The following is a 21293-nucleotide window of genomic DNA, read 5'->3' on the forward strand; positions in this document are numbered from 1 at the left end:
CAGCTTAGCTCGCGCATAAAATCGATGCATCTGCGTATTTGACGCTCTGATATGGTGACGTCGCTCAATACGGCGGGAACGAAGCACGAGGACCGGGGGCCTGTGTGGGTCAGTTCGTCGCGGACAGCATGATCCTGTCCCGGATTCGTGAACGCCTGGACGACCCCGCCGAGATCGCGCGCCGGATGCGGCAGTTGAGCGAGCGGATGCACGAGGACGGCCTGCACATGGAGGGCCGCCCGTACCGGATCGAGGCTCGGCCGCTCATCGTGACCGCCGCGGAGACCGCCGCGATCGACGCGAACGTGCGGGAGCTGTACCGCGCCGTCGAGCACGCCCTCACCCTGTACGCGAAGGACGACGAGGTCCGGACGCTGTTCGCCGAGTACGCCCCGGCGCAGGACGCGATCCTCGACGTTCCGCCGTACACGCCGCTGATCCCGCACTGCAGGTTCGACAGCGTGTGGAACGGCGGTGGCGACTTCCGCATCCTGGAGGTCAACGCCGCCTGCCCGAGCGGGGTCGTGCAGATCCCGATGGCGACCCGCGCGTGGCTGTCGACGCAGTGGGCGGCCGACCTGCTCGACGGGCTGCCGCAGGAGCCGTACCCGATGCTCGCCGACCCGGACGCGTTCACCCGCGCGCTGCTGGCGGCGGCCGGGCAGGCTGGCTACGACGTCACCGCCGCCGCCGTGGTGAACCTGCGCGGGGTCTACACCAACGAGCTGGAGTGGCTGGCCCGCAGCTTCCACCGCATCGGGCTGGAGGCGCAGATCTGCGACGCGCGCAGCATGCGGGAGCGCAGCACCGCACTGTGGTGCGCCGGGGGGGATTACCAGCTGGTCTACAACAAGCTCGACCCGCTCGCCCTGCTGACCGATCCCGCCGCCGGGCAGTACGTCGACATGCTGCGCCGCCACCGCGCCTACAGCGTCAACCCGCTCGTGGCACAGACCATCGCCGAGGACAAGGCGATCCTGGCGGTGCTGAGCGACCCGCGCTACGCCGGCCTGTTCGACGCGGAGCACCGGGCCGCGATCGGCCGGCACGTGCCGTGGACCCGGCTGATGCGTCCCGGTGTCACCACCGACCCGGACGGCAGCCGGCACGACCTGCTCGACTTCGTGGCCCGCAACCGGCAGCGGCTGGTGCTCAAGCCGGCGAACCTCACGCGGGGCGAGTCGGTGCTCGTCGGGCCGTACGTGACCGACGAGGCGTGGGCCGCCGGCATCCGCGCCGCGGCCACCGACCGCTACGTGGTGCAGGACTACGTGCGGTTGCCGAGTCTGCGGGTACCGGCACCGGACGCCGGCGGGTGGCGTGACGTGTTCGTGGACCTGACCCTGCAGGTCGTGTCCGGGCGGCTCGCCGGGTACTTCTCCCGCTGCTCGTCCGGCCCGGTCGTCAACATGGGCGTCGGCGGGTCCCTCGTCGCGGTCGTGCAGCTGGCGGCCGCGGAGCCGGCCGCATGAGCGGGCAGTCCCGGTTCACCCGGCCGAAACTTATCGACGCGGTTGCCGCGGTCCGGCTCGACAGCGGCCGGCTGGCACTGCGCGACGGCGCTCGCGGCCGGACCGCGCTGGTTCTGCACGTCGGCCCGGCCGCCGCGGCCGCCCTGCCGGACCTGCTGGACGGGACGCGCGACCCCGATGCCGTCCGCCGCGCCCTCGCCGAGCACCTGGCCACCGGCGACCCCGACGACGTCCTGCGCCGCATCGAGGACGCCGGGCTTCTGGAGGACGGCGCCGCGCCGGTGACGCTGTCCGACGAGCAGGCCCGGCGGTACTCCCGCAACCTCGCCTGCTACGCCGCCGAGGCGGCCGGGCGTCCCGGGGACGCGACCCTCGGCTCGAAGTACGACGTCCACGAGCGGCTGCGCGCGTCACGGGTGCTCGTCCTCGGGCTCGGCGGCATCGGCTCGAACGTGGCGCTGGGCCTGGCCATGCTCGGCGTCGGCACGGTGGCCCTGGTCGACTTCGACACCGTCGAGGTGCAGAACCTCAACCGGCAGGTGCTCTACGACACCGCCGGGCTCGGCCGGCCGAAGGCGGAGGCGGCCGCGGAGCGGCTGCGGGCCGTCAACCCCGAACCGGACTACCCGTACCTGACCCGGCGGGTCGGCGGCACCGCCGACGTGGTGGAGCTGATCGAACGGTTCCGGCCGCAGATCACCGTCCTGGGCGCCGACCGGCCGGTCCGCGCGATCGACCGGTGGACGAGCGCGGCGAGCTGGCAGACCGGCGTGCCGTACATCACCGGCACTGTCAACGGCGGGTACGGCGCGGTCTGGTCGCACTTCCCCGGCCGGACCGGATGCGAGGAGTGCACCCTGCTCGGGCTGCGTGACCGCAGCGCCGAGGAGTACGAGATCGCCCGCCGCCGCGAGGCCGAGGACATCCTGCCGCTGACCTCCGCGCTCGGGTTCGGGGCGCAGACCGTCGCCGGGCTCATCGGCTACGACATCTACCACCACCTGATCGGGCTCACGGTGCGCTCGGCCGGGGTGTGGCTGCGCATCGACTTCGGCACGTTCACCGTGGACGAGACCCCGCAGCCGGTCCACCCGGCATGCGGCCTGCACATCGCGGGCACGGCCTAGATGGCCCGCCCCGGCGTATGGGTCCTGGACCGGTTCGCCCCCGGCGCCGAGGAGCTGCACCTCGCCGAACTGCTCACCGCCCGCGGCGTCGCCTCCCGGTGGCTGAACTGGGACGAGCTGAGCTTCGGCATCGGCGGGCAGTGGTGGTACCGCGGGGCCCCGGTCGCCCCGCCGGCGGCCGCGGTCGTCCGCTCCCGCGTCTTCACCCGCGCCACCGACCTCGCCGTACTGCTCGACAGCCTCCGGCTGATGGAAGGCGCCGGAGTCCGGCTGATCAACTCCGCCGACGCGATCGCCGCGGCGCACAACAAGGTCCGCGGCGCCGACGTCCTGGCGGCCGCCGGACTGGACGTGCCGCCGACGCGGCTGGTGCGCACGATCGAGGAGGCCGGGCGGTGCCTGCTCGACTGGTCCGAGGTCGTGTTCAAGCCGCTGACCGGGCACGCCACGATCGGCCTGGCCCGGCTGTCCCTGGAGCCCAGGGACACCGAGGACACCCCGCCGGGGGTCAGCATGTACCAGGAGATGCAGCTGTGGCACATGCTGCGGCACCACTCGGCGCTGTGCGCGCAGGAGTACGTCGCGCATCCCGGTCCGGAGCTGCGGGTGGTGGTCGTCGACGGCGACGTCGTGGCCTGCAACCGGCGCACGTTGCGCATCACCGACACCACCGGGGACCGCGGGCTCGGCGGGGCCCAGATGACCCCGGCCGAGTGCACCCCCGGCATCGCCCGGGTGGCCACGACCGCCGTGGCCGCGTTGCGGCTGTCGCACGCCGCCGTCGACATCCTCGAAGCGCCACGCGGGCTGGTCGTCGTCGAGGTCAACCCGATGATCTCCAGATGGATCGAGATGGACCGGCTCGGACTGCACAGCACCGAGCACGGCGTCGGCCCCCGGCTCGCTGACGCCGTCGCGGCGCAGGCGAGCGCTTGAGGCCGGGGATGACCGCGTCATTGGCCGGCGGGCTGCGGCACCGGTACTTCGTCTCGTTGCGGTACGCCGGCTACCGCCGGTTCCTCGGCGCGCAGCTGCTGTCCTCGACCGGCACCTGGATCCACCTGGCGGCGGAGACCTGGCTGCTGGCCCGGCTCGGCGCCGGCGGTCTGGGGCTCGGCGTCACCGTGGCCCTGCAGTTCGGGCCGATCCTGCTGCTCGGCCCGGCGGGCGGCGCCGTCGCGGACCGGTTCGACCGGCGCCGGCTGCTGCTCGTCACACAGCCGCTGCTGGCCGCAGTCGCCGCCGGCCTAGCGCTGCTCGTCCACCTCGACGCCGCCCGGATCTGGACCGTGTGGGTCGCCGCCGTCGTGACCGGTGTGCTGCTCACGGTGGACGGTCCGGCCCGGATGGCGTTCGCGGCCGAGCTCGTCGATGCCGAGCACCTCGCGAACAGCGCCGCGCTGGCCAACGCCGTCGCGGTCAGCGCCCGCGCGCTCGGCCCGGCCGTCTCCGGCCTGCTGATCGCCGGTGCCGGCGTCGCCGCGTGCTTCCTCGGCAACGCCCTGTCCTACCTCGCCGTCGTCGCCGTCCTGCTCGGTGTCCACCGGCGGCGCACCACCGCGGACCCGCCGGAACCGTCCCGCCGCAGCGGGCTGGTCCGGGAAGGGCTGCGGCACGCCGCCCGCGACCCGGTCCTGCGGGCCGTGCTCGGCATGATGACCGTCGTCGGTGTCTTCGGCCTGAACTTCCAGCTGCTCATCACCCTGCTCGCGACGGACACGTTCGGGGCGTCGGCGCGGTGGTTCGGTGCGCTCATGTCGGCCCTCGGCGTCGGAATGGTCCTCGGCTCGCTGCTGTCGGCCGGCTGGCACCGCCCGAGCCCGGGCGGGGTGGCGGTGCTGGCCGTCATGACCGGGGCCACCCATGCCGCCACCGGGTTCGCGCCGAACCCGTGGTTGGGCCTCGCCGCGCTCGCCGCGCTCGGCACGGCCGCCGGGATGTTCCTCGCCTCGGCCGCCGGTGTCCTGCAGCGGCGGGCCGGTGACGCGATGCGCGGGCGGGTCATGGCGCTGTACTCGGTGGCGTTCCTGGGCACCGGCGTCGTCGGCGGCCCGCTGATCGGGTGGGTCGCCGACACGGCCGGGGTCACCGTCGCGTACGTGACCGGCGGGGCGTGCTGCGCCCTCGCCGTGTTGCTGGCCGTCCCGGCGGCCGGGCCCGTAAGGACCGGCGACGGTGGATGACCCGGGCCCGGAACACCGCAACCCGTGCGGCGCGGCGCCTGTCCTGAGAGGATTCCCTGACGCTGCGTCGGGCACGGCTCGTCGACTGCGGACCCGGCCGGACGCACGCCGGACATGACGTCGTCGAACTGCGAGGTACAGCATCGTGAAACCCGCCGACCTGGTCCACGTCCAGACGCCCGACTCGCCGGCGCTCGCCCCCGACCGGCGAAGCGTCGTGTTCGTGCTGCGCCGCGTCGACGGCGACGGGTATGCCGGGAGCCTGTGGCGGGTCCCGGCCGACGGCAGCGCACCGCCGGAGCCGTTCCTGCAGGGCCGCGCCGACAGCTGCCCGAAGTTCAGCCCCGACGGCCGGTGGATCGCATTCCTGCGCGCCGACGGCGGGCCGCCGCAGTTGCACGTCGTCCCGGCCGGTGGCGGGCAGCCGCGGGCGGTCACCACCGCACAGACCCACCCGCTCGGCGTCGAAGGGCCGGTGTGGAGTCCCGGCTCGGACCGGATCGCCTACATCGCCAGGATCGCCGAGGCCGGCCGGTACGGCACCGCCGGGCCGGCGGCCGACCCGCCACGGCTTATCACCGAACCGAAATACCGCCGCGACGGGCAAGGGTTCCTCGACCGGCCCGGGCAGGTCCACGTCATCGACCCGTACGACGGCGACCCGGTCCCTGTACGGCTCACCGCCGGCGAGTTCGACAACACCGGCGTCGCCTGGAGCCCCGACGGCCGGCGGCTGGTCTTCGCCTCGGCCCGGCACCCGCAGCGGCACAGGACGATGAACGGCGACGTCTTCGTCATCGGCGTCGACGGCACCGGGTTGCGGCAGCTGACCGGCACCGACCGCACCGCCGAACGACCCGCGTTCTCCGCCGACGGCACGCAGGTGTACTTCGCCGGCGCCGAACTCGGTGCGTGCGGCTACGACTGGTTCGCCAACCAGACCGGCGCGTTCGTCGTGCCCGTCGACGGGCACGCCCCGCCGCGGCGTCTGTCGGACGCCGAACGGTTCACCCTCGACGGTCACTTCGGCCCGGGCCTGGGCGGACTGCTGTTCGCGAGCCAGCGGCAAGGTGCCGTGGAACTGCTGCGGTTCGCCGGCGACGGCAACGCGGACGTCGTCATCGGAGGTGACCGGCAGGTACGGGCGGTCGACACGGTCGGCGACACCGTCGTCGCCGTCGTCACCGACCCGATGTCCGCTGGTGACCTCGTCCTCATCGACGGCACCGGCGAGCGGACCCTGACCGCATACGGCGCAGCGCTGCGAGCACTCGTCCGGGTGCTGCCGATGACCGAGCTGACCGGCGCCGCCCCGGACGGCTATCCCGTCCACGGCTGGCTGGTCACCCCGCCCGGCGACGGCCCGCACCCTGTCGCGCTGCTCGTACACGGCGGGCCGTTCGCACAGTACGGTTGGACCCTTTTCGACGAGGCGCAGGTCTACGCCGAAGCCGGCTACGCCGTCGTGCTCGGCAACCCGCGCGGCTCCTCCGGCTACGGCCACCGCCATGGGCGCCACGTCGTCGGCGACGTCGGCGCCCGCTCCGCACCCGACCTCCTCGCCCTGCTCGACGTCGCGCTGCGGGATCCCGCCCTGGACGCCTCGAGGGTCGCGGTGCTCGGCGGCTCGCACGGGGGATACATGGTCGGCTGGCTGCTCGCGCACACCGATCGGTTCCGGGGCGGCGTCAGCGAACGATCCATCAACGCCGTGGACAGCCTCATCGCGACCAGCGACATCGGCTGGGCGTTCCGGTCGCTCTACGGCGACGACCCGGCCGGCTACGCCCGGCAGAGCCCGCTGACCTACGCCGACCGCATCACCGCCCCGGTCCTTATCATCCACTCCGAGGACGACCTGCGCTGCCCCATGGAACAGGCGCAGCGGCTGTTCTTCGAATTGTTCCGGTTGGGCCGGCCGGTCGAGCTGCTGCTGTTCCCCGGTGGCGGGCACGAGCTGTCCCGGTCCGGCAGGCCGAATCACCGCATCGCCCGTTTCGAGGCGATCCTGGACTGGCTCGCCCGGCACGTCTGAGCGGTACCACCGGCAAACCTCCGGTGAAAGCTCCGGTCGTCCCTCCTCGACCCGCGCTCCCTCGCGGCGCAAGGATGGGACGCGGCACGCCCCAGGCGTCGCCGACGGACCGACATTCACGGGGGTGTACGTCGCTGGTGACGCCGAAGCCGTCACATCCTCTGGAGGAGTAACGACGCATGTCGTAGGACGGCCTCGGTGATCTCTTCTGGCCGGAGGGCGGCGGCTGCGACGTCCGCAGTCTCCGCCGCGTCTTTGCCGCAGGCCGGCGCCACGCTGTGATCGGAAGGGATCTTCGGGCTTGCTTATCGACGTACCGTCACGGGAAGGACGTTCGATGAACGAAGAGCCGTCGTGGGTCATCGACCATGAGGAAGGCGGCCGGCCAGCGTCCCTGACACCGAGCGGGATCGACGTAAGGGGTGTGGTTCGGGGGAGGTTTGTATGACGACGCGAGTGCTGCTGTTCCACGAGTTCGGTATGGCGCTCATCGGCCTCCGTGTGTTGCTCCAGGTCGCCCCGGACGTCGAGGTCGTGGGAGCAACGAACGAGTTCGCCGACACCATGAGGCTGACTATCGATCTGCGTCCCGACGTCGTCGTGCTGGACGCCCAGTCCATCGGCACCTCGGCCTCAGATGCTGTCCGGTGCGTCAGACACGAGGCTCTGCGGACGGGTGAGGCTGGTGTGCTCGTAGTAGCCGCAGGGCTGGACGGGCGGCTGGTCGAGGTGTTCCGGGGCGGGTGTCAGCGGGATTCTCCTGGCAGAGTGCGGGCACCGTGAGCTCATCGCGGCCATTCGATCCATCGGCGCTGGTGGAACCCACTTCTCTCTGCCCGCTTCGCGTTACCTTGCCTCGCACCTGTCGCCGGTGCTCGCCGGCGGCGCGTTGTCAGGCTGCGACGATCTGACTTCACGAGAGTTGGAGGTGCTGCAGTTCGTCGCCGAGGGGATGTCTAACACCGAGATCGGCAGTCGGCTTCATGTGTGCGAGGCGACTGTGAAGTACCACGTATCGGCGTTGCTGCGGAAGCTGCGACTGCGGGACCGCCTACAGCTGGCAGTGTTCGCGTACAAGCAAGGCATCGCGATGCCCTGGCGATCTTGAGCCACCGCCGGGATCTCCTGCGACGTCGCACCGCTGAGTAACTACCCCGGACCTGACCTTTCAAGATCTGTAGTGACCGGGCGGGGTGGTTCCGGACTGCCGCAAAGCGGGGATGCGAATGGTGGCAGTCACTGCCACGAGCCCGACCGCAGCTATGGCGAGCGTCAGGAACAGTCTCTCGATCCCGATGAGCTTCACCATCAGGCCGCCGAATGCCGCACCGAATGGGATCGTCCCGAAGACCAGGAGGCGGGTGCCGGCGGTAACTCGACCAAGGATGCCCGTGGCTACGACGGACTGCCGTACGGTCACCATAAGGACGTTCGCCACGGCGATCGCGAAGCCGGCCAGCCCGATACCGACGCCAATGACCACTGGACTGGATGTCGCGACAGGCAACGCGAATGAGCCTGCCAGCAACACCGCGGCGGCCGACAGCACGAGTGCCGGTAACAACGCAGCGATCAGTCTCGCGGCAAGGATTGCCCCGGCTACCGAGCCGACCGCCGCACCTGCCAGCAGTAGCCCGTAGTCTGCCTCGGAGAGCCGCAGCGGCGCTGTCCTGCCGACGGCGTAGATCACGAAGACAGACATGAACGCACTCTCGGTCAAGTTCAGTACGCTCGCGTAGACCGCCAGACGGCGAAGCGTGGGTTCGCGGACAAGCTCAACGAGTCCGGTCTTGATATCGGCCAGGACAGACCTGGGTGGTGCCTTCCCGCCATCCGTCGATTGCGCACGGTGCTGGCCCGATATTCTCAGCAGAAGCAGACCCGCGATGACGTACATCAAACCAGGTGCGCCGAGGGCGGCAAATGTCGAGACCGCCACCAGTGCGCCGCCCAACGGGCTTCCCACGAACTCCATCAGGACCACCTGGGTGCTCATGACGCGTCCGTTGGCTCGCATGAGGTCGTCCTGCGTCACCAGGCCGGGAACCAAGGTCTGCGTGCCTGTGTCGTAGAGCGTGCTCGCGGTTCCGACGGCGAGAGCGGTGGCGTAGAGGATCACGATGTCAGTGCCGAAGAAGGTCACAACGACCGCCGCCGCACCAAGCGCCAGCCCGCGGAGCGATGTCACACCCACCATGAGTTTGCGGCGGTCAAGGCGGTCCAGGATCACGCCCGCGAAGAGCCCGAAGACCAGCCAGGGAAGGGTGCCCGCCACGCGGACCCCGGCCACCAGTGCAGGTTCGTTCGTGAAGCGCAGGGCGATGAGCGGGAGAGCGACCAGGACCACGCCGTCGGCCAGGTTTGCCGAGGCAGTGGCCGCCCACAGCGTGTGGAAGCGCCAGCCGAGACCGCTTCGTCGGGCGGCCATCGTCACGCCTCGCCGTCGATGTCCGGCTCCACCGTGGTGGCCATGAAGATTCGTACGCGGCGCGCGCCGTCGGGACGCCGGTTCGGATCCATCAGGCGGTCGAGGTAGCGGTCTGCGACCGCCTTGAGTTCCTCGCCCAGTTCCTCGAGCTCGGTGGAGGTCAGCCAGGTCGACGTACCGGCCGTCGTTGTCGCCCGCCGCCACTGGGCGGGCTCAGCAGCGGCACGGGACCGCCACGTTCGGATACGGCCCATCTCCCGCTCGATGAACACGTCTGCGAGGGCCTCCACGTCGGCGGCATGGTCCATCTCCGCGGCGTCGCGCGGTACGACCTGGGAGGGGTTGGTCAGCCTCCAGGGCTTTTCCCGCCCCGGGCCGACCACTTCCTCGATGAAGCCGTGCCGGGCGAGTGTCCTGAGATGGAACGAGCAACTGGCCACGCTTTCACCGATGACCTTGGCACATCGCGTGGCTGTCACCTCGGGTTCCGCCGCCAGCACTTCGAGCAGGGCAAGGCGGGTCGGATGGGCAAGTGCCTTCAGTCGACGGGGATCGTCCACCAGAGCGGAAGGTTGAAGAGAGGTCCGCATACGGGCCACCTTCCTGTAGCAAGGAACGTTTAGCACCACTACTTTAGCAAGAAACCTTTGTAAAGTCTCGACCGCTCCGGCTCATAGCTCGGTTCGGCCCCTCGGCAGCCGCAGCGGACTCGTGGCTCGTCGAGCCGCGGCGCCTGCCTAGACCTTGGGATAGGTGCGTCGCCTGGTGGAGAGGCCAGGAAACCTGCCTTTGCGAGGTATTCGCTTGCTTCCGCTCATCTGGCGAAGTTACGTGATACGTACCGGGCCGGGTCAGCGAGGGTAAAGGAAGGGCAGACGAGTGCGCGAAGCTTTCGGCGATCATGCGGCAGGATCTGCTGTGCGCGGAACTCCTGAGTCCGACCAGATACCACGCCGTGCCACGGATGCCGAGATTCGTCTGATGGGTACCCAGGAACGGCTCTGGTTTCTTGACCAGATGACTCCCGACACGGTTGCGTACAATGTGTCGGCAGCATTCCGCGTTCGAGGTGACCTGTATACGGATTCACTCGAGGCGGCGCTTGGGTACGTGTTCTGTCGCCACGAGGCGCTGCGGCTGCGGCTTGCCACGGAGGAAGGCCGCCCCGCGCCGACGTTGTGGCCGACGTCGGCCGTGGTGCCGTTGCGGCACATCACCTTTGCGGACCACCGCGATGCGGACGAGGATGCGCTGCGAGGCGTGGCCGTCGAGGAGCTGGCCATCCCCTTCGACCTGGCGAACGAGCCACTGTTCCGTGCTTGCCTGCTACGGCTTGACGACACCGACCACCTGCTGATGCTGACATTTCACCACGCCGTCATCGACAAATGGTCCATCGACCTGGTCCTCCAAGAAATGGCCACTGCCTACGGCGCCCATCTGGCCGGAACGCCGTTGGAGCCGACGGAGCCGACGTATCGCTACTTCGACTACACGGCCTGGCTCGCCGAACACCTGGCGTTGCCCGCGGCGCTTGCCGGACCGCTCCGGTACTGGAGTCATTGCCTGAGTGGCATCCCACCATTGTTGGACCTGTGTCTGGATCATGCCCGTCCGGTGATGAGCTCGCATGCGGGCGCATCGCAGAAGTTCGCCATATCGGCCAGTACGGTCAGCCGGATGCGTTTCTTCGCGGTCAATCAGGGCGCCACGCTCTTCGTCATAGCGATGACCGCGTTCGTAACCCTGCTGTCCCGCCATAGCGGGCGTACAGACATCGTGGTGGGGGTACCCGTTGCGGGACGGTATCGTCCCGAGCTCGAAACGATGGTTGGCCTCTTCGTGAACACGTTGCCGATCCGGGTCGACCTGTCCGGCCAGCCAGCCGGTGTTGTGGCAGTCGATAGAGTCGCAGAGGCGTTGTTCGACGCCTTCGACAACGCAACCCTCCCGTTCGAGCGGCTCGTGGAGATCGCCTGCACCGATCGGGACCCGGCATTTCATCCACTGGTCCAGGTCAGCTTCCAGATGCTGCACCACGGCGGCGGTGGTACACCCTGCTGGCCGGGGCTCAGGGTCACTCCCTGGCTGGGCGGCGACGAGGCGGCCGTACGCCTCGACCTCGAACTCACATTGGAGGAGACGGTGGACGGCGAGCTCCTCGGGCTCGTCAGCTATCGCACCGACCTGTTTGAAACGGCGAACGTCGACGATCTGGTTGACCAATTTCTGAAATTGCTGAGCGCGCTGGTCGATGCGCCGCATCTACCGATCGGGAGCTCCGCAAGCCCGCCCGTGAGTTCCGGTCAGAGGGGACCGCGCCGCGACCGTGCATCGAGCGGCGGCGACTGTCTCGGGATCGACTTGCCGAAACGGGCTCCGCGGTCCACCGCCGCGGTGATCTCAGCTCGCGGCTCCCTGACGTACGGCGAACTGGATGCACGCATGCAATGCGAGCGGCACCCCGTCCTCGGCGACGGCGAACTGCCTGAGTACGGGGATGAGCTGAATGATGTTTTGACGCTTCTCGCGGCCCTCCGCAGCCGGCAGGGCGATCGGCCGCGGAGGCTTGCGGCCTTGGCCGGTTCGGCGCTGCGGTGTCGACCGCTCCGTCTTGCGGACCGGACCCTCGTCCTGCCGGCGGCTGCGGGAATCGCCGGTTGTGCCTGGTTGCTCGAGCCACTCATGGCCGGCACGACGGTCGTGCTCGCTGGCGAGCCGGGCGCGGTTCCGCCAGAACAGCTGGTGGAGCTGATGATCCAGGCAGGCGTGGATGGACTGCTCGCGGCGCCGTCAGGTCTGCGGCAGTTGATCAAGGGCCTTGACGGAGCGAGGTTTCCTGAACTGCGCCTGTGCGAAATTGCAACCCCAGAGCCGCTTCCTCCGAATCTGCTGAGGCGGGCGCGGGCCAGTTTCCCTCGGGCCCGCCTGCTGATCCGCTATGCCATGCCGGACCACGAACTCCTCGGCTGGGCCGATGCACAGGCTGCGGATTCGATGTTCCCGCCCGAGGCCGTGTTCCGACCATCGGCAACGTCACTCGTAGTCCTTGACCGCGTCGCGCGTGGGGTGCCGACCGGTGTCGTCGGTGAGCTGCACACCGCAGTGGCAGGCGGGGAGCCCATTGCCACCGGGCAGTTCGCTCGTACGCGCAGGGACGGCACAGTGCAGTTGTTGGGCCCGGTTCACGACCGAATCGCCGGCCCCGGGCGGGACATCTACCCGCACCACGTCGAAGGTCGGCTCCTGGAACACCCAGCCGTGGAGGTCGCAGCGGTTGTCGAATCCAAGGTGTCCGGTGGTACGGCCGCCTACTTGCAACTCGCCGACACTGTTGGGATCCCGCCCACCGCCGCCGAGATGCGCCGGTTCCTCAGCGGCCGTCTGCCGAAGTACCAGATTCCGGAGCTGTTCGTGCCCGCCCCGGTACCCCTGACGACCGCCGGTGTGCCGGACCGTGCCGCGTTGCGCAATGCTCAGGCGGCAGGGAAACACCTGGCCGAGGAGCCTCTTGTCCTCGATCTGACCCGCGCCGGGCGTGGCTGACGTGCCCATATCTGAGATCTGGTTCCCCGCCGGAGCCGATTCCGACTCGCTGGAAGCGACCGACCGTGGGCCGAGCGGCGCCGCGCGGTCGCATCTGCCACACCGCGTCGATGACTGGTTCTGGCTTCCCCGGCCACGACCTGAAGCCACCACCCGGCTGTTCTGTTTCGCCCACGCCGGTGGCGGGCCGACCACTTTCACCGACCTGGCGAAGGGACTGCCGGGCAGCGTCGACGTGTGGGCCGCCCAGATGCCGGGCCGCGGTTCCCGCCTGACCGAACCTTGTCCGGACAACCTCGATGAGTTGGTCGCACAGCTCAGGTCCACCGTGCTGCCGAGAATGACCACGTCGTCCGTCCTCCTGGGACAAAGCTTTGGAGCGCTACTCGCGTACGAGTTGGCACGGCAGGCCCCTGAAGGCGCTGACATGTCGGGTCTCATCGTGATCGGTCTGCGTTCCCCGGACGCACTGGCCGAGATGTCGCCGGCCAACGGCAGCGACCTCGTTGACAGGCTCCATCTGACCGCCGAGGAAGAGGCGTTACTCCGCGACTCCGAGATGCGTGACCTGGTGTTGAGTGGAGTCGAGGCTGACCTGCGACTGTGCCAGAGCTACCGGCACAGCGCCGCTCCTGCGCTCAGGACTCCCATCGTCGCAATCGTGGGAGATCAGGATCCCGCGGTGACGCCCGACCAGATGGCCGACTGGCGTCGCTTCACGACGGGAACGTTCCAAATGGTGGTTGTGCCCGACGGTCACCTCGTGGTGCGCAATGGTGCGCCGCACGCCATTTCCGCCGTAACCGAGGCGCTGAACGTCTTCTCGAGGAGGAACGGTGACGTTGGACACTAAGGTGTGGGACGCGTTGGAGCGCCACTCCCGCGACTCGCCAAGTCGCGTCGCGGTGCTCGGTGAGGGTGCACATCTCACTTACCGAGAGCTCGCTGATCGTGTGCGGATCTACATCAGATCGATGCGGAGCAGGGGTGTGTCGCGGCGTGATCTGATAGCTGTGACGATTGAGGAAGGTCCCGACGCCATCGCCGCGCTGCTCGCCGGGTTCGTGTCGGGGATTGTGTTCGTATGGATGGACACTGCGCAGCCCGAACCGCGTCGGCAGCTCCTCCTGGACGACTGCCGGCCCCGGGGCATGCTCACCACCAGCGGGGGCGACCTCCGGATCGACTGGTTCGACTCGATGGGCGCCGGAACGCCCTTGCCGGACGATACCGCCTGCCTTGTCTACACGTCCGGCTCCACCGGAATCCCCAAGGGTATCGTCCAGTTTCGCGACAATCTCGAACAGTTCTGCGCCTGGTTCGCCGATGAGGTCCGTCTCGGCGCGAGCAGCCGCATGCTGCAGCTGGCGAACATGACCTACGACGCCGCCTATGCGGAAATTCTCACGGGAATCCTGGCGGGTGCCTCACTGATCGCTCCTGATGCCAACGTGAAGCGTGACGTCGCAAGCGTTTCGGATCTCATGGACCGGACCGACCCGACCCATATGATACTCGTACCGAGCGTCTGCCGATACCTGCTGCAGGTTCGCGCCGGGCGCCGCTCGTCTCCCCGTCGAGCCGTCGAGGTCGTGGGGCTGTTTGGCGAGACGCTGCCCCCCGACCTTCTCGGCGGGGTTCGAAAGCACTTCCCCGATGCCCGCGTCTACAATCTCTATGGCCCGACAGAGGCGACCTTGGCCACCTTCTACCGAGTGCCACACGACTTCGCGGACCACGTGGTTCCTATCGGCTGGCCGATTCCCGGCAGGGAAGTCATGTTGCACTCGGACTCCGCGGAGGCCGACGCGGATACCGGCGAAATATGGATTCGCAGCCGATATCTGGCGCACGGATATGTGAATCGTGATCAGGAGACCCGGGAGAGGTTCCTGCCGGACCCATCAGGTGTACCCGGTGTGCGCATTTACCGCACAGGTGACATTGGTCGGCGTCTGGCCGATCAAAGTCTTGTTTTCGTGGGGCGCCTCGATGACGAAGTGAAGATCCGGGGGGTGCGAATCCAGCTTGGTGAGGTGGAGGCCACGGTACGCTCCGCCCCCGGCGTGACGCACGCCAGCGTCCGGTTTTTCCCGGAGCATGAGGGTGGTCCTCGCCTCGCCGCCTACCTGCAGCCGTTGCCCGCGTCGAAGGTCGATGTCCGGACTGCGCACCGGTACGTTGCTGACAGATTGCCGCCCGCGATGGTGCCCTCGGCCTACGTCGTCCTGGACGAACTACCGCTGACCTCCACAGGGAAGGTGGACAGGAGCAAGCTTCCGAACCCATGGGATGTGCCAGACCGCCAACCGGGTTCCGAGGCCGATGCGAAAGGCCTAGATCCTACCGCTCTGGAGTTAGGTCGAATCTGGCGCGACGTCATCGGTTGTCCGGACGTAACGGTGGATGACGACTTCTTCGCTGTCGGCGGTACGTCGTTGTTGGCGCCGCAGGTAATTGCCGGTGTGCAGGCGAGCTTCGGTGTACGGCTGCCCCTGCAGGCGGTTTTTCAACAATCCCGGCTGGGGGACTTCGCGGAGTTGATCGAATCCAATCGATCTTGACTGCATTCGCGAATTCCCTGTCGTTCGGGTCGTGTGAAGACTATCCCCAGGGATAGGGATAAATGAGCAATATCCGACTATCGTTGCCCATGAAAGCAAATTGCTGGATGATGGGGGAGGTGGCGGCGTGCGTGTTCTCGGCTATAGCGGGCTGCATGGCAGCGTCGACTTCAAGAAGGGAATGTTCCCGCAGCTGGAGAATCGGCGATACCGCTTCTCGCAGGGTTTCGACTCGGCGGCTGCCCTGGTGGTCGACGGCGAGATCGTCGCAGCAGCGGCCGAGGAACGATTTACCGGCGACAAGACGACGGGGTCCTTCCCGGTCAATGCCATCTCGTACTGTCTGGCCGAAGCCGGGATAAAGCTGGACGAGGTCGACCGCATCGCACACGGCTTCGCGTACGCGCCGCCGTCGGCTTCTGCGTCGGACGCACGGGCGGCCAAGCGGTTCGAGCAGGTCTACTCCGCCCGAGCGCAGCTCAAACACTTTGCGGAGTTCCTGCCGACCCAGAACTGGCAGGATCGGTTCACGTCGGTGCCCCACCACCTGGCGCATGCCGCCAGCACCTTCTTCCCGAGTGGCTTCGAGAACGCGCTCGTCGTGGTCACCGACGGCATGGGGGAGTCCAGCAGCCTTACCATCGCGACCGGCCGCAACGACCACCTCGAGGTCGTGACCACCATCCCCGCGCTGCACTCGATTGGGATGCTCTACAGCCTCGTGACCCACTACCTCGGCTTCGTGCCCGCCATGGACGAGTACAAGGTCATGGGGCTCGCTCCGTACGGCGAAGCCGGTCGCTACTTGGACGTCTTCTCAGATTTTGTTCGGCTCCGAGAAGACGGCACCTACACCGTTCCGCTTATGGCCCGCGACCGTACCGCCGACGAGCGGGAGACGCACGACGGTGTACTGAGGGAGCTGGCGGAGCGGCTCGGACCGGCCCGCCGACCGGAGGAGCCGACCGGTCGGCGGCACGCGGACATCGCCGCGGCGCTTCAGGTGACGGCCGAGACAGCGTTGCTGCATGTGCTGCGGGTGGCCAGGTCGCGCACCGGTCAGCGGCGGCTCTGCCTCGCCGGTGGAGTAGCGCTCAACTGCACGGCCAATGGCGTGGTGTCGCGCAGCGGCCTCTTCGACGACATCTTCGTGCAGCCGGCCGCCGGCGACGACGGCACGGCCATCGGGGCCGCCCTCTACGTCGACGCCGCCGCCGCGGCGCACCGCGGCCGGATGACGATGCCGTATTGGGGACCCGGCTACGACGACGCGGAACTTGCCACCGTCGCCGCGGCTGCGGACGGATGCACCGTCACGGAGCTTGCGGAGGAGGCCCTGGTCGACCACGTGGCGGAGCTTTTGGTGGGGGGTTTCATCGTGGCCTGGTTCCAGGGTCGAATGGAGTTCGGCCCTCGCGCACTCGGTAACCGCAGCATCCTCGCTGACCCTCGGGACCAAAGCATGCGTGACAGGCTGAATGCCGTTGTCAAGGAGCGGGAGGGCTTCCGGCCGTTCGCGCCCGCTGTAGCCTCCGCGCAGGCGAGCGACTGCTTCGACATCGAGCCGGGCACCGAAGGCCGTTACGCGCACATGTTGTTCGTGACACAGGCTCGGCCGCAGTGGCGCGACAAGCTTGGTGCCGTCACCCACGTCGACGGCAGCGCTCGTGTCCAAACGGTCCAGCAGCGGGACAATCCGCGATTCTGGGGTGTCATCCAGGCGTTTGGTTGCCGCACAGGCGTCCCGGTCATCCTGAACACTTCCTTCAATCTCCGCGGCCAGCCTGTCATCGCTTCCCCGACCGAGGCGCTGCGCACCTTTCTCCGGTCCAATCTCGATGCACTCGTACTGGGCCGCACCGTAGTCCACAAGGGGGCAGCCACTCATGCTGACTGAATTCGACGCTCGTGCGGCCACGCAGCGAACACTTGCCGCGCTCTGGACGGAGACACTCGCTGGGCTGGCGCGACCGGACGAGATTGACGGTGCCGCAGACTTCTTCGCCCTCGGTGCTGACTCCCTCCTCGCGACAAGGCTGGCGGCTCGTGCTCATGCAGCTTTCGGCGTCGAAGTCACGGTGCAGGATGTTTTCGAACATCCAACGTTGTCCCAGCTGTCCAAGATGATCAGCACCCGCGACGCAGTCGCGGCGGTGCCGCCCATCCGGCCGGTTGGACGTTCCCTGCCGCTGAACATGTCGTCGCAGCAGCGAGGGATCTGGCTCGCTGAACAGCTCCGCCCGGGCACCTCGCAGTACAACGTGCCATTGGCTTGGCGGATCGATGGCCCATTGGACATAGAGGCCCTTCGTCGAGCCCTCGACGAGACCGTTGAGCGGCATGAGCCGCTGCGAACTGTCTTCGCCACCGCGGACGGCGATCCTGTCCAGATCGTGAGGCCGGCGTCGTCGGTGCCGTTGGAGATTGCGACCGTGCCCCCTTCCGACGATGGCGTGGCGCTGACGGAACTGGTCGACCGGGTGGTCAACGCGCCGTTCGACCTGGCCGGCGGACCGCCGCTGCGCGTGCTCCTGGCGCGTATGGCGCCCGAGAGGCACGTGCTGGTGCTCGTGATCCACCACATCGTCAGCGACCAGTGGTCCAATGCAGTGATCATCCGCGAGCTGAGCCAGCGGTACCGCGGCCACCCAACGGCTGCTCCACTGCACGTACAGTACGGCGACTTCTCGGTCTGGGAGCATGGACGTCTCAGCGAGCGCGGCGAGACCCTGCTCGCCTACTGGCGCACGCAACTCGCCGATCTACCGGCGGTCGAGCTGCCAACCGACAGGCCCAGGCCCGTAACACGTTCCGCAGCCGGTGCCACGCTCCGGTTCACGCTCCCGGACTCCTTGATCGCGGACCTTGACGGTATTGGGCGACACCATCGGGCAACACGGTTCATGACGTTCTACGCGGTGTTCCTCGTCCTGGTGCATCGCTATACGGGACAGACGGATCTTCCTCTGCTGACGTCTGTCGCCGGCCGCAACCATCCCCAGCTCGATCACCTCGTCGGGTCGTTCGTGAACACCGTGCTGCTCCGAACGGAGGTCCAGGGCACCCTCACGTTCGAAGACCTGCTCGCTCGTGCCCGGGACACCGCCGTGAAGGCGTTCGCTCATCAGGAGCTTCCCTTCGAGCACGTTGTACGGGCGGTCCGTGCCGAGGCGGACGGTGATCGAACGCCGCTGAGCGATATTTTGTTCGAGTTCCAGAATTCGCGCGTAGCCCCGCTGGTTCTGGGCGACACGACGGTCGAAGAGCTCGTGACGTACCCGAATACGTCTCGCTACGACCTGTTGGTGTCGTTCCGCGAGACCACACAGGGCCTGGCGGGCGAGATCGAGTACTCGACGGATCTCTACGACCAGTCGACGGTGGAGCGACTGGCTGAGCACTATCAGACTCTGCTGAGTGCAGTGGTGGAGAACCCGAAGGCGAGGCTCGCCGACCTCCGCATGCTGACCGTAGCCGAAGCCGATCGGATGACCCGCGAGTGGAACGCAACCAGCCGGTCATTTCCTGGCAATCGGTGCCTGCACGAGCTGGTCAGCGAACAGGCGGCTCGGACGCCGGACGCGACGGCCGTGCTCTTCGAAGGTCAAACGCTGAGCTATGCGGACCTGGAAGCCCGGGCCAACCGGCTTGCCCACCACCTTCGAGGTCGCGGAGTCGGCCCGGAGACCCCGGTTGGCGTTCTGGTCGAACGCAGTCTCGACCTGGTCGTCTGCCTGCTCGCAACCCTGAAGGCCGGCGGTGCATTCGTTCCGCTCGAACCGAGCTATCCGCCCGAGCGGCTCGGCCTCATCCTCCGACAGGCAGCGACCCGGATGGTCATCACCCAACCGATGCTGCGGGAAAGGGTTCCCGACGGTGCCCTGCAGATCGTGGACCTCGTGGCGGACGCGGGGGTGATCGACGCGTGCTCGTCGTCTGCGCCGAGGTCGATGACGGATCCGCGCAACCTCGCATACGTGGTGTTCACGTCCGGGTCCACGGGAGTGCCCAAGGGGATTGCCGCTCACCACCGTGGCATCAACAACTACCTGACCTGGATGCAGGCCGACTACCCCTTGGGCCCCCAGGACCGTGTGCTTCAAGCAGCCTCGATCGGCTTCGATGTCGCCGTCTGGGAGATCTTCTGGCCGCTGCTTGTCGGCGCCGCGACGGTGATCCCGCGGCCGGGCGGCCATCGTGACCCGCTCTACCTGGTGCGCCTGATCGAAGAAGCCGAGGTCTCGACGATGCACCTGGTCCCGTCTCTGCTGCAGGTCTTCGTGGAGCACACCGCACCGGGGCGTTGCCGGTCTTTGCGGTACGTGTTCTCCAGTGCGGAGCCGCTCACTGTGGCACTTCGTTCCGACTTCTTCGCGACCCTCGATGCGCAACTGGTGAACCTGTACGGCGCGACGGAGGTTTCGGTCGACTCGACGCACTGGCTGTGTCGATCGGCAGACGGGGCAGTCGTGCCCGTTGGGCGGCCGATCGCGAACACTTCTGTATTCGTCCTCGACCGCTACGGCGGGCACACACCGGTTGGAGTTGTAGGTGAGATCTTCCTCGGCGGCGAGAGCGTGTGCCGCGGGTACCTCCGCCGGCCCGCGCTGACGGCGGAGCGTTTTGTTCCTGATCCATCCGGTCATGGGCGGGTCTACCGGACGGGGGACATGGGCCGCTGGCGTGCCGACGGCAGCCTGGAGTTCCTCGGACGTCGCGACCACCAGGTCAAGATCCGCGGAGTGAGGGTTGAGCTGGGTGAGGTCGAAACCGCCCTCCTGCAGCACACCGCCGTCCGGAGGGTGGCCGCGGTGCTCCGCAAGCAGCCGGCAGGCACTCCTCGTTTGGTTGCCTACCTGGTGCCACAGCCCGGATGTAGCGTGGACCCGGCCGAGTTGCGTCGGTTCCTGGGCGAACGACTGCCCGAGGCCATGATTCCGAGCATGTTCCACCCATTGGACGAGCTGCCGATTAACGACAACGGCAAGATCGATCGTGCGGCGCTCCCGGAGGTTGACACGTCTACCCCGGCACGAGGCGTGCGGGCTCCACGTACCGGGTTGGAGATGCTCGTCGCCCGCATGTGGGCAGACGCGCTGGGGTTGGACGCCGTTGGGGTGGACGACGACTTCTTCGACCTTGGTGGCCACTCGCTCGTGGCCACCCGGATCCTCGCCAAGATCACCGAGATTCTGCACGTCAAGGTACCGATGACCGTCCTGTTCGAGCAGGGCACGGTAGGGGCCATCGCCGCCCACATCGAGGCGAACGAGACCGAGCCCGGAGCTATCGATCGACTGGTACGCGTCGCGCAGATCATGCAGACCGCCGAAACTCCCCAGCCGTCGGGGATGCGGGCGGAGAACGGAGCCCACCGCTGATGTCAACGGCCGACCTGCATCGCAACGTCGGGACAGCGCTTTCACCCGCCCAGCGGGGCATATGGTTCACGGAGCAGCTCGGCGCCGCTGATGGCACCTTCCATGTACCCGTTGCGCTTCGAATCGCCGGGCCGCTGTTGCTCGAAAGCCTGCGGCACGCCGTTGAGGAACTCGTCCGGCACCACGACGCACTGCGGGTCCGCCTGCGAACCGTTGCCGGCGAGCCTTTCCAGTCAGTTCTGGACCACGCGACGGTTCCATTCGCGGTGCGCAACGCTCCCAGCGAGGAGATTGCACGCCAACTGCTGAGCGCTGAAGCGAAGCTGCCGTTCGACCTGCAAATCGAGGCGCCGCTCCGAGTCTTGGTTATCCACCTCGCGCCGGATCAGCACTACGTTCTCCTGACAGCCCACCACCTGGTGCTCGACGGCTGGTCAGTCGACGTGCTGCTGGATGACATGGTGACGCTCTATTGCGCCCATGCGGAGGGGCGCACCGCCGTGCTGTGTCGACGGCGGCCTGAGACTGACCCCCTGCCGGCGGATTGGAATTGACCC

The 21293-nt window shown here is 68.1% G+C and carries 15 protein-coding genes; 13 read left to right on the forward strand and 2 right to left on the reverse strand.

Features of this window, described 5'->3' with window-relative positions; all coding sequences use genetic code 11:
• Window positions 1–104 precede the first annotated feature (104 nt).
• The 7 genes from AB0I21_RS08730 (at window position 105) to AB0I21_RS08760 (ending at window position 7925) form a co-directional block, all read left to right on the forward strand.
• Entirely contained in the window at window positions 105–1472 is a 1368-nt protein-coding gene (locus tag AB0I21_RS08730) for a hypothetical protein (protein WP_360559751.1), read from the forward strand.
• Complete coding sequence (locus AB0I21_RS08735) at window positions 1469–2599, forward strand: ThiF family adenylyltransferase (RefSeq protein WP_360559752.1); 1131 nt, start codon at window positions 1469–1471, stop codon at window positions 2597–2599. Before AB0I21_RS08730 ends, AB0I21_RS08735 begins: the two co-directional genes overlap by 4 nt.
• The gene (locus AB0I21_RS08740; RefSeq protein ID WP_360559753.1) at window positions 2600–3535 is read left to right on the forward strand and encodes a hypothetical protein; all 936 of its coding nucleotides are present in this window, start codon (window positions 2600–2602) and stop codon (window positions 3533–3535) included.
• 8 nt (window positions 3536–3543) lie between these two features.
• Window positions 3544–4782: an MFS transporter gene (locus AB0I21_RS08745; protein ID WP_360559754.1), complete on the forward strand. Its 1239-nt coding sequence runs from the start codon at window positions 3544–3546 to the stop codon at window positions 4780–4782.
• A gap of 145 nt (window positions 4783–4927) precedes the next feature.
• Complete coding sequence (locus AB0I21_RS08750) at window positions 4928–6817, forward strand: S9 family peptidase (protein ID WP_360559755.1); 1890 nt, start codon at window positions 4928–4930, stop codon at window positions 6815–6817.
• Window positions 6818–7261: 444 nt separating this feature from the next.
• The gene (locus AB0I21_RS08755) at window positions 7262–7600 is read left to right on the forward strand and encodes a hypothetical protein (RefSeq protein WP_360559756.1); all 339 of its coding nucleotides are present in this window, start codon (window positions 7262–7264) and stop codon (window positions 7598–7600) included.
• 88 nt (window positions 7601–7688) lie between these two features.
• A complete protein-coding gene (locus tag AB0I21_RS08760; RefSeq protein WP_360559757.1) occupies window positions 7689–7925 on the forward strand; it encodes a LuxR C-terminal-related transcriptional regulator in 237 nt (78 codons plus the stop codon).
• Window positions 7926–7985: 60 nt separating this feature from the next.
• Here the strand turns inward: AB0I21_RS08760 and AB0I21_RS08765 are convergent, their stop codons facing one another.
• Window positions 7986–9245, reverse strand: coding sequence for an MFS transporter (locus tag AB0I21_RS08765; protein WP_360559837.1), 1260 nt, complete (start codon window positions 9243–9245; stop codon window positions 7986–7988).
• A 2-nt stretch (window positions 9246–9247) separates the two neighbouring features.
• Window positions 9248–9835 carry a helix-turn-helix domain-containing protein gene (locus AB0I21_RS08770; protein ID WP_360559758.1) on the reverse strand — a complete coding sequence of 196 codons (588 nt, stop codon included), beginning with the start codon at window positions 9833–9835 and terminating at the stop codon, window positions 9248–9250.
• 391 nt (window positions 9836–10226) lie between these two features.
• Here AB0I21_RS08770 and AB0I21_RS08775 point away from each other — a divergent pair, with 391 nt between their 5' ends.
• The 6 genes from AB0I21_RS08775 to AB0I21_RS08800 all read left to right on the forward strand — a co-directional run bounded on the left by AB0I21_RS08775 (window position 10227) and on the right by AB0I21_RS08800 (window position 21290).
• Window positions 10227–12791: a condensation domain-containing protein gene (locus tag AB0I21_RS08775; RefSeq protein ID WP_360559759.1), complete on the forward strand. Its 2565-nt coding sequence runs from the start codon at window positions 10227–10229 to the stop codon at window positions 12789–12791.
• On the forward strand, window positions 12784–13644 hold the full coding sequence (locus AB0I21_RS08780; RefSeq protein WP_360559760.1) for an alpha/beta fold hydrolase: 861 nt from the start codon (window positions 12784–12786) through the stop codon (window positions 13642–13644). The genes AB0I21_RS08775 and AB0I21_RS08780 overlap by 8 nt, the downstream gene beginning before the upstream one ends.
• Before the next feature lies 1 nt (window position 13645).
• On the forward strand, window positions 13646–15355 hold the full coding sequence (locus AB0I21_RS08785; protein WP_360559838.1) for a non-ribosomal peptide synthetase: 1710 nt from the start codon (window positions 13646–13648) through the stop codon (window positions 15353–15355).
• 127 nt (window positions 15356–15482) lie between these two features.
• Complete coding sequence (locus AB0I21_RS08790; RefSeq protein WP_360559761.1) at window positions 15483–17252, forward strand: carbamoyltransferase C-terminal domain-containing protein; 1770 nt, start codon at window positions 15483–15485, stop codon at window positions 17250–17252.
• Window positions 17242–20736, forward strand: a complete 3495-nt coding sequence (locus AB0I21_RS08795) for an amino acid adenylation domain-containing protein (RefSeq protein ID WP_360559762.1) — start codon at window positions 17242–17244, stop codon at window positions 20734–20736. The genes AB0I21_RS08790 and AB0I21_RS08795 overlap by 11 nt, the downstream gene beginning before the upstream one ends.
• Window positions 20736–21290 carry a condensation domain-containing protein gene (locus AB0I21_RS08800; RefSeq protein WP_360559763.1) on the forward strand — a complete coding sequence of 185 codons (555 nt, stop codon included), beginning with the start codon at window positions 20736–20738 and terminating at the stop codon, window positions 21288–21290. Before AB0I21_RS08795 ends, AB0I21_RS08800 begins: the two co-directional genes overlap by 1 nt.
• Window positions 21291–21293 lie beyond the last annotated feature (3 nt).

The sequence above is a fragment of the Dactylosporangium sp. NPDC050588 genome (assembly GCF_040654975.1).
Classification (GTDB): domain Bacteria; phylum Actinomycetota; class Actinomycetes; order Mycobacteriales; family Micromonosporaceae; genus Dactylosporangium; species Dactylosporangium maewongense.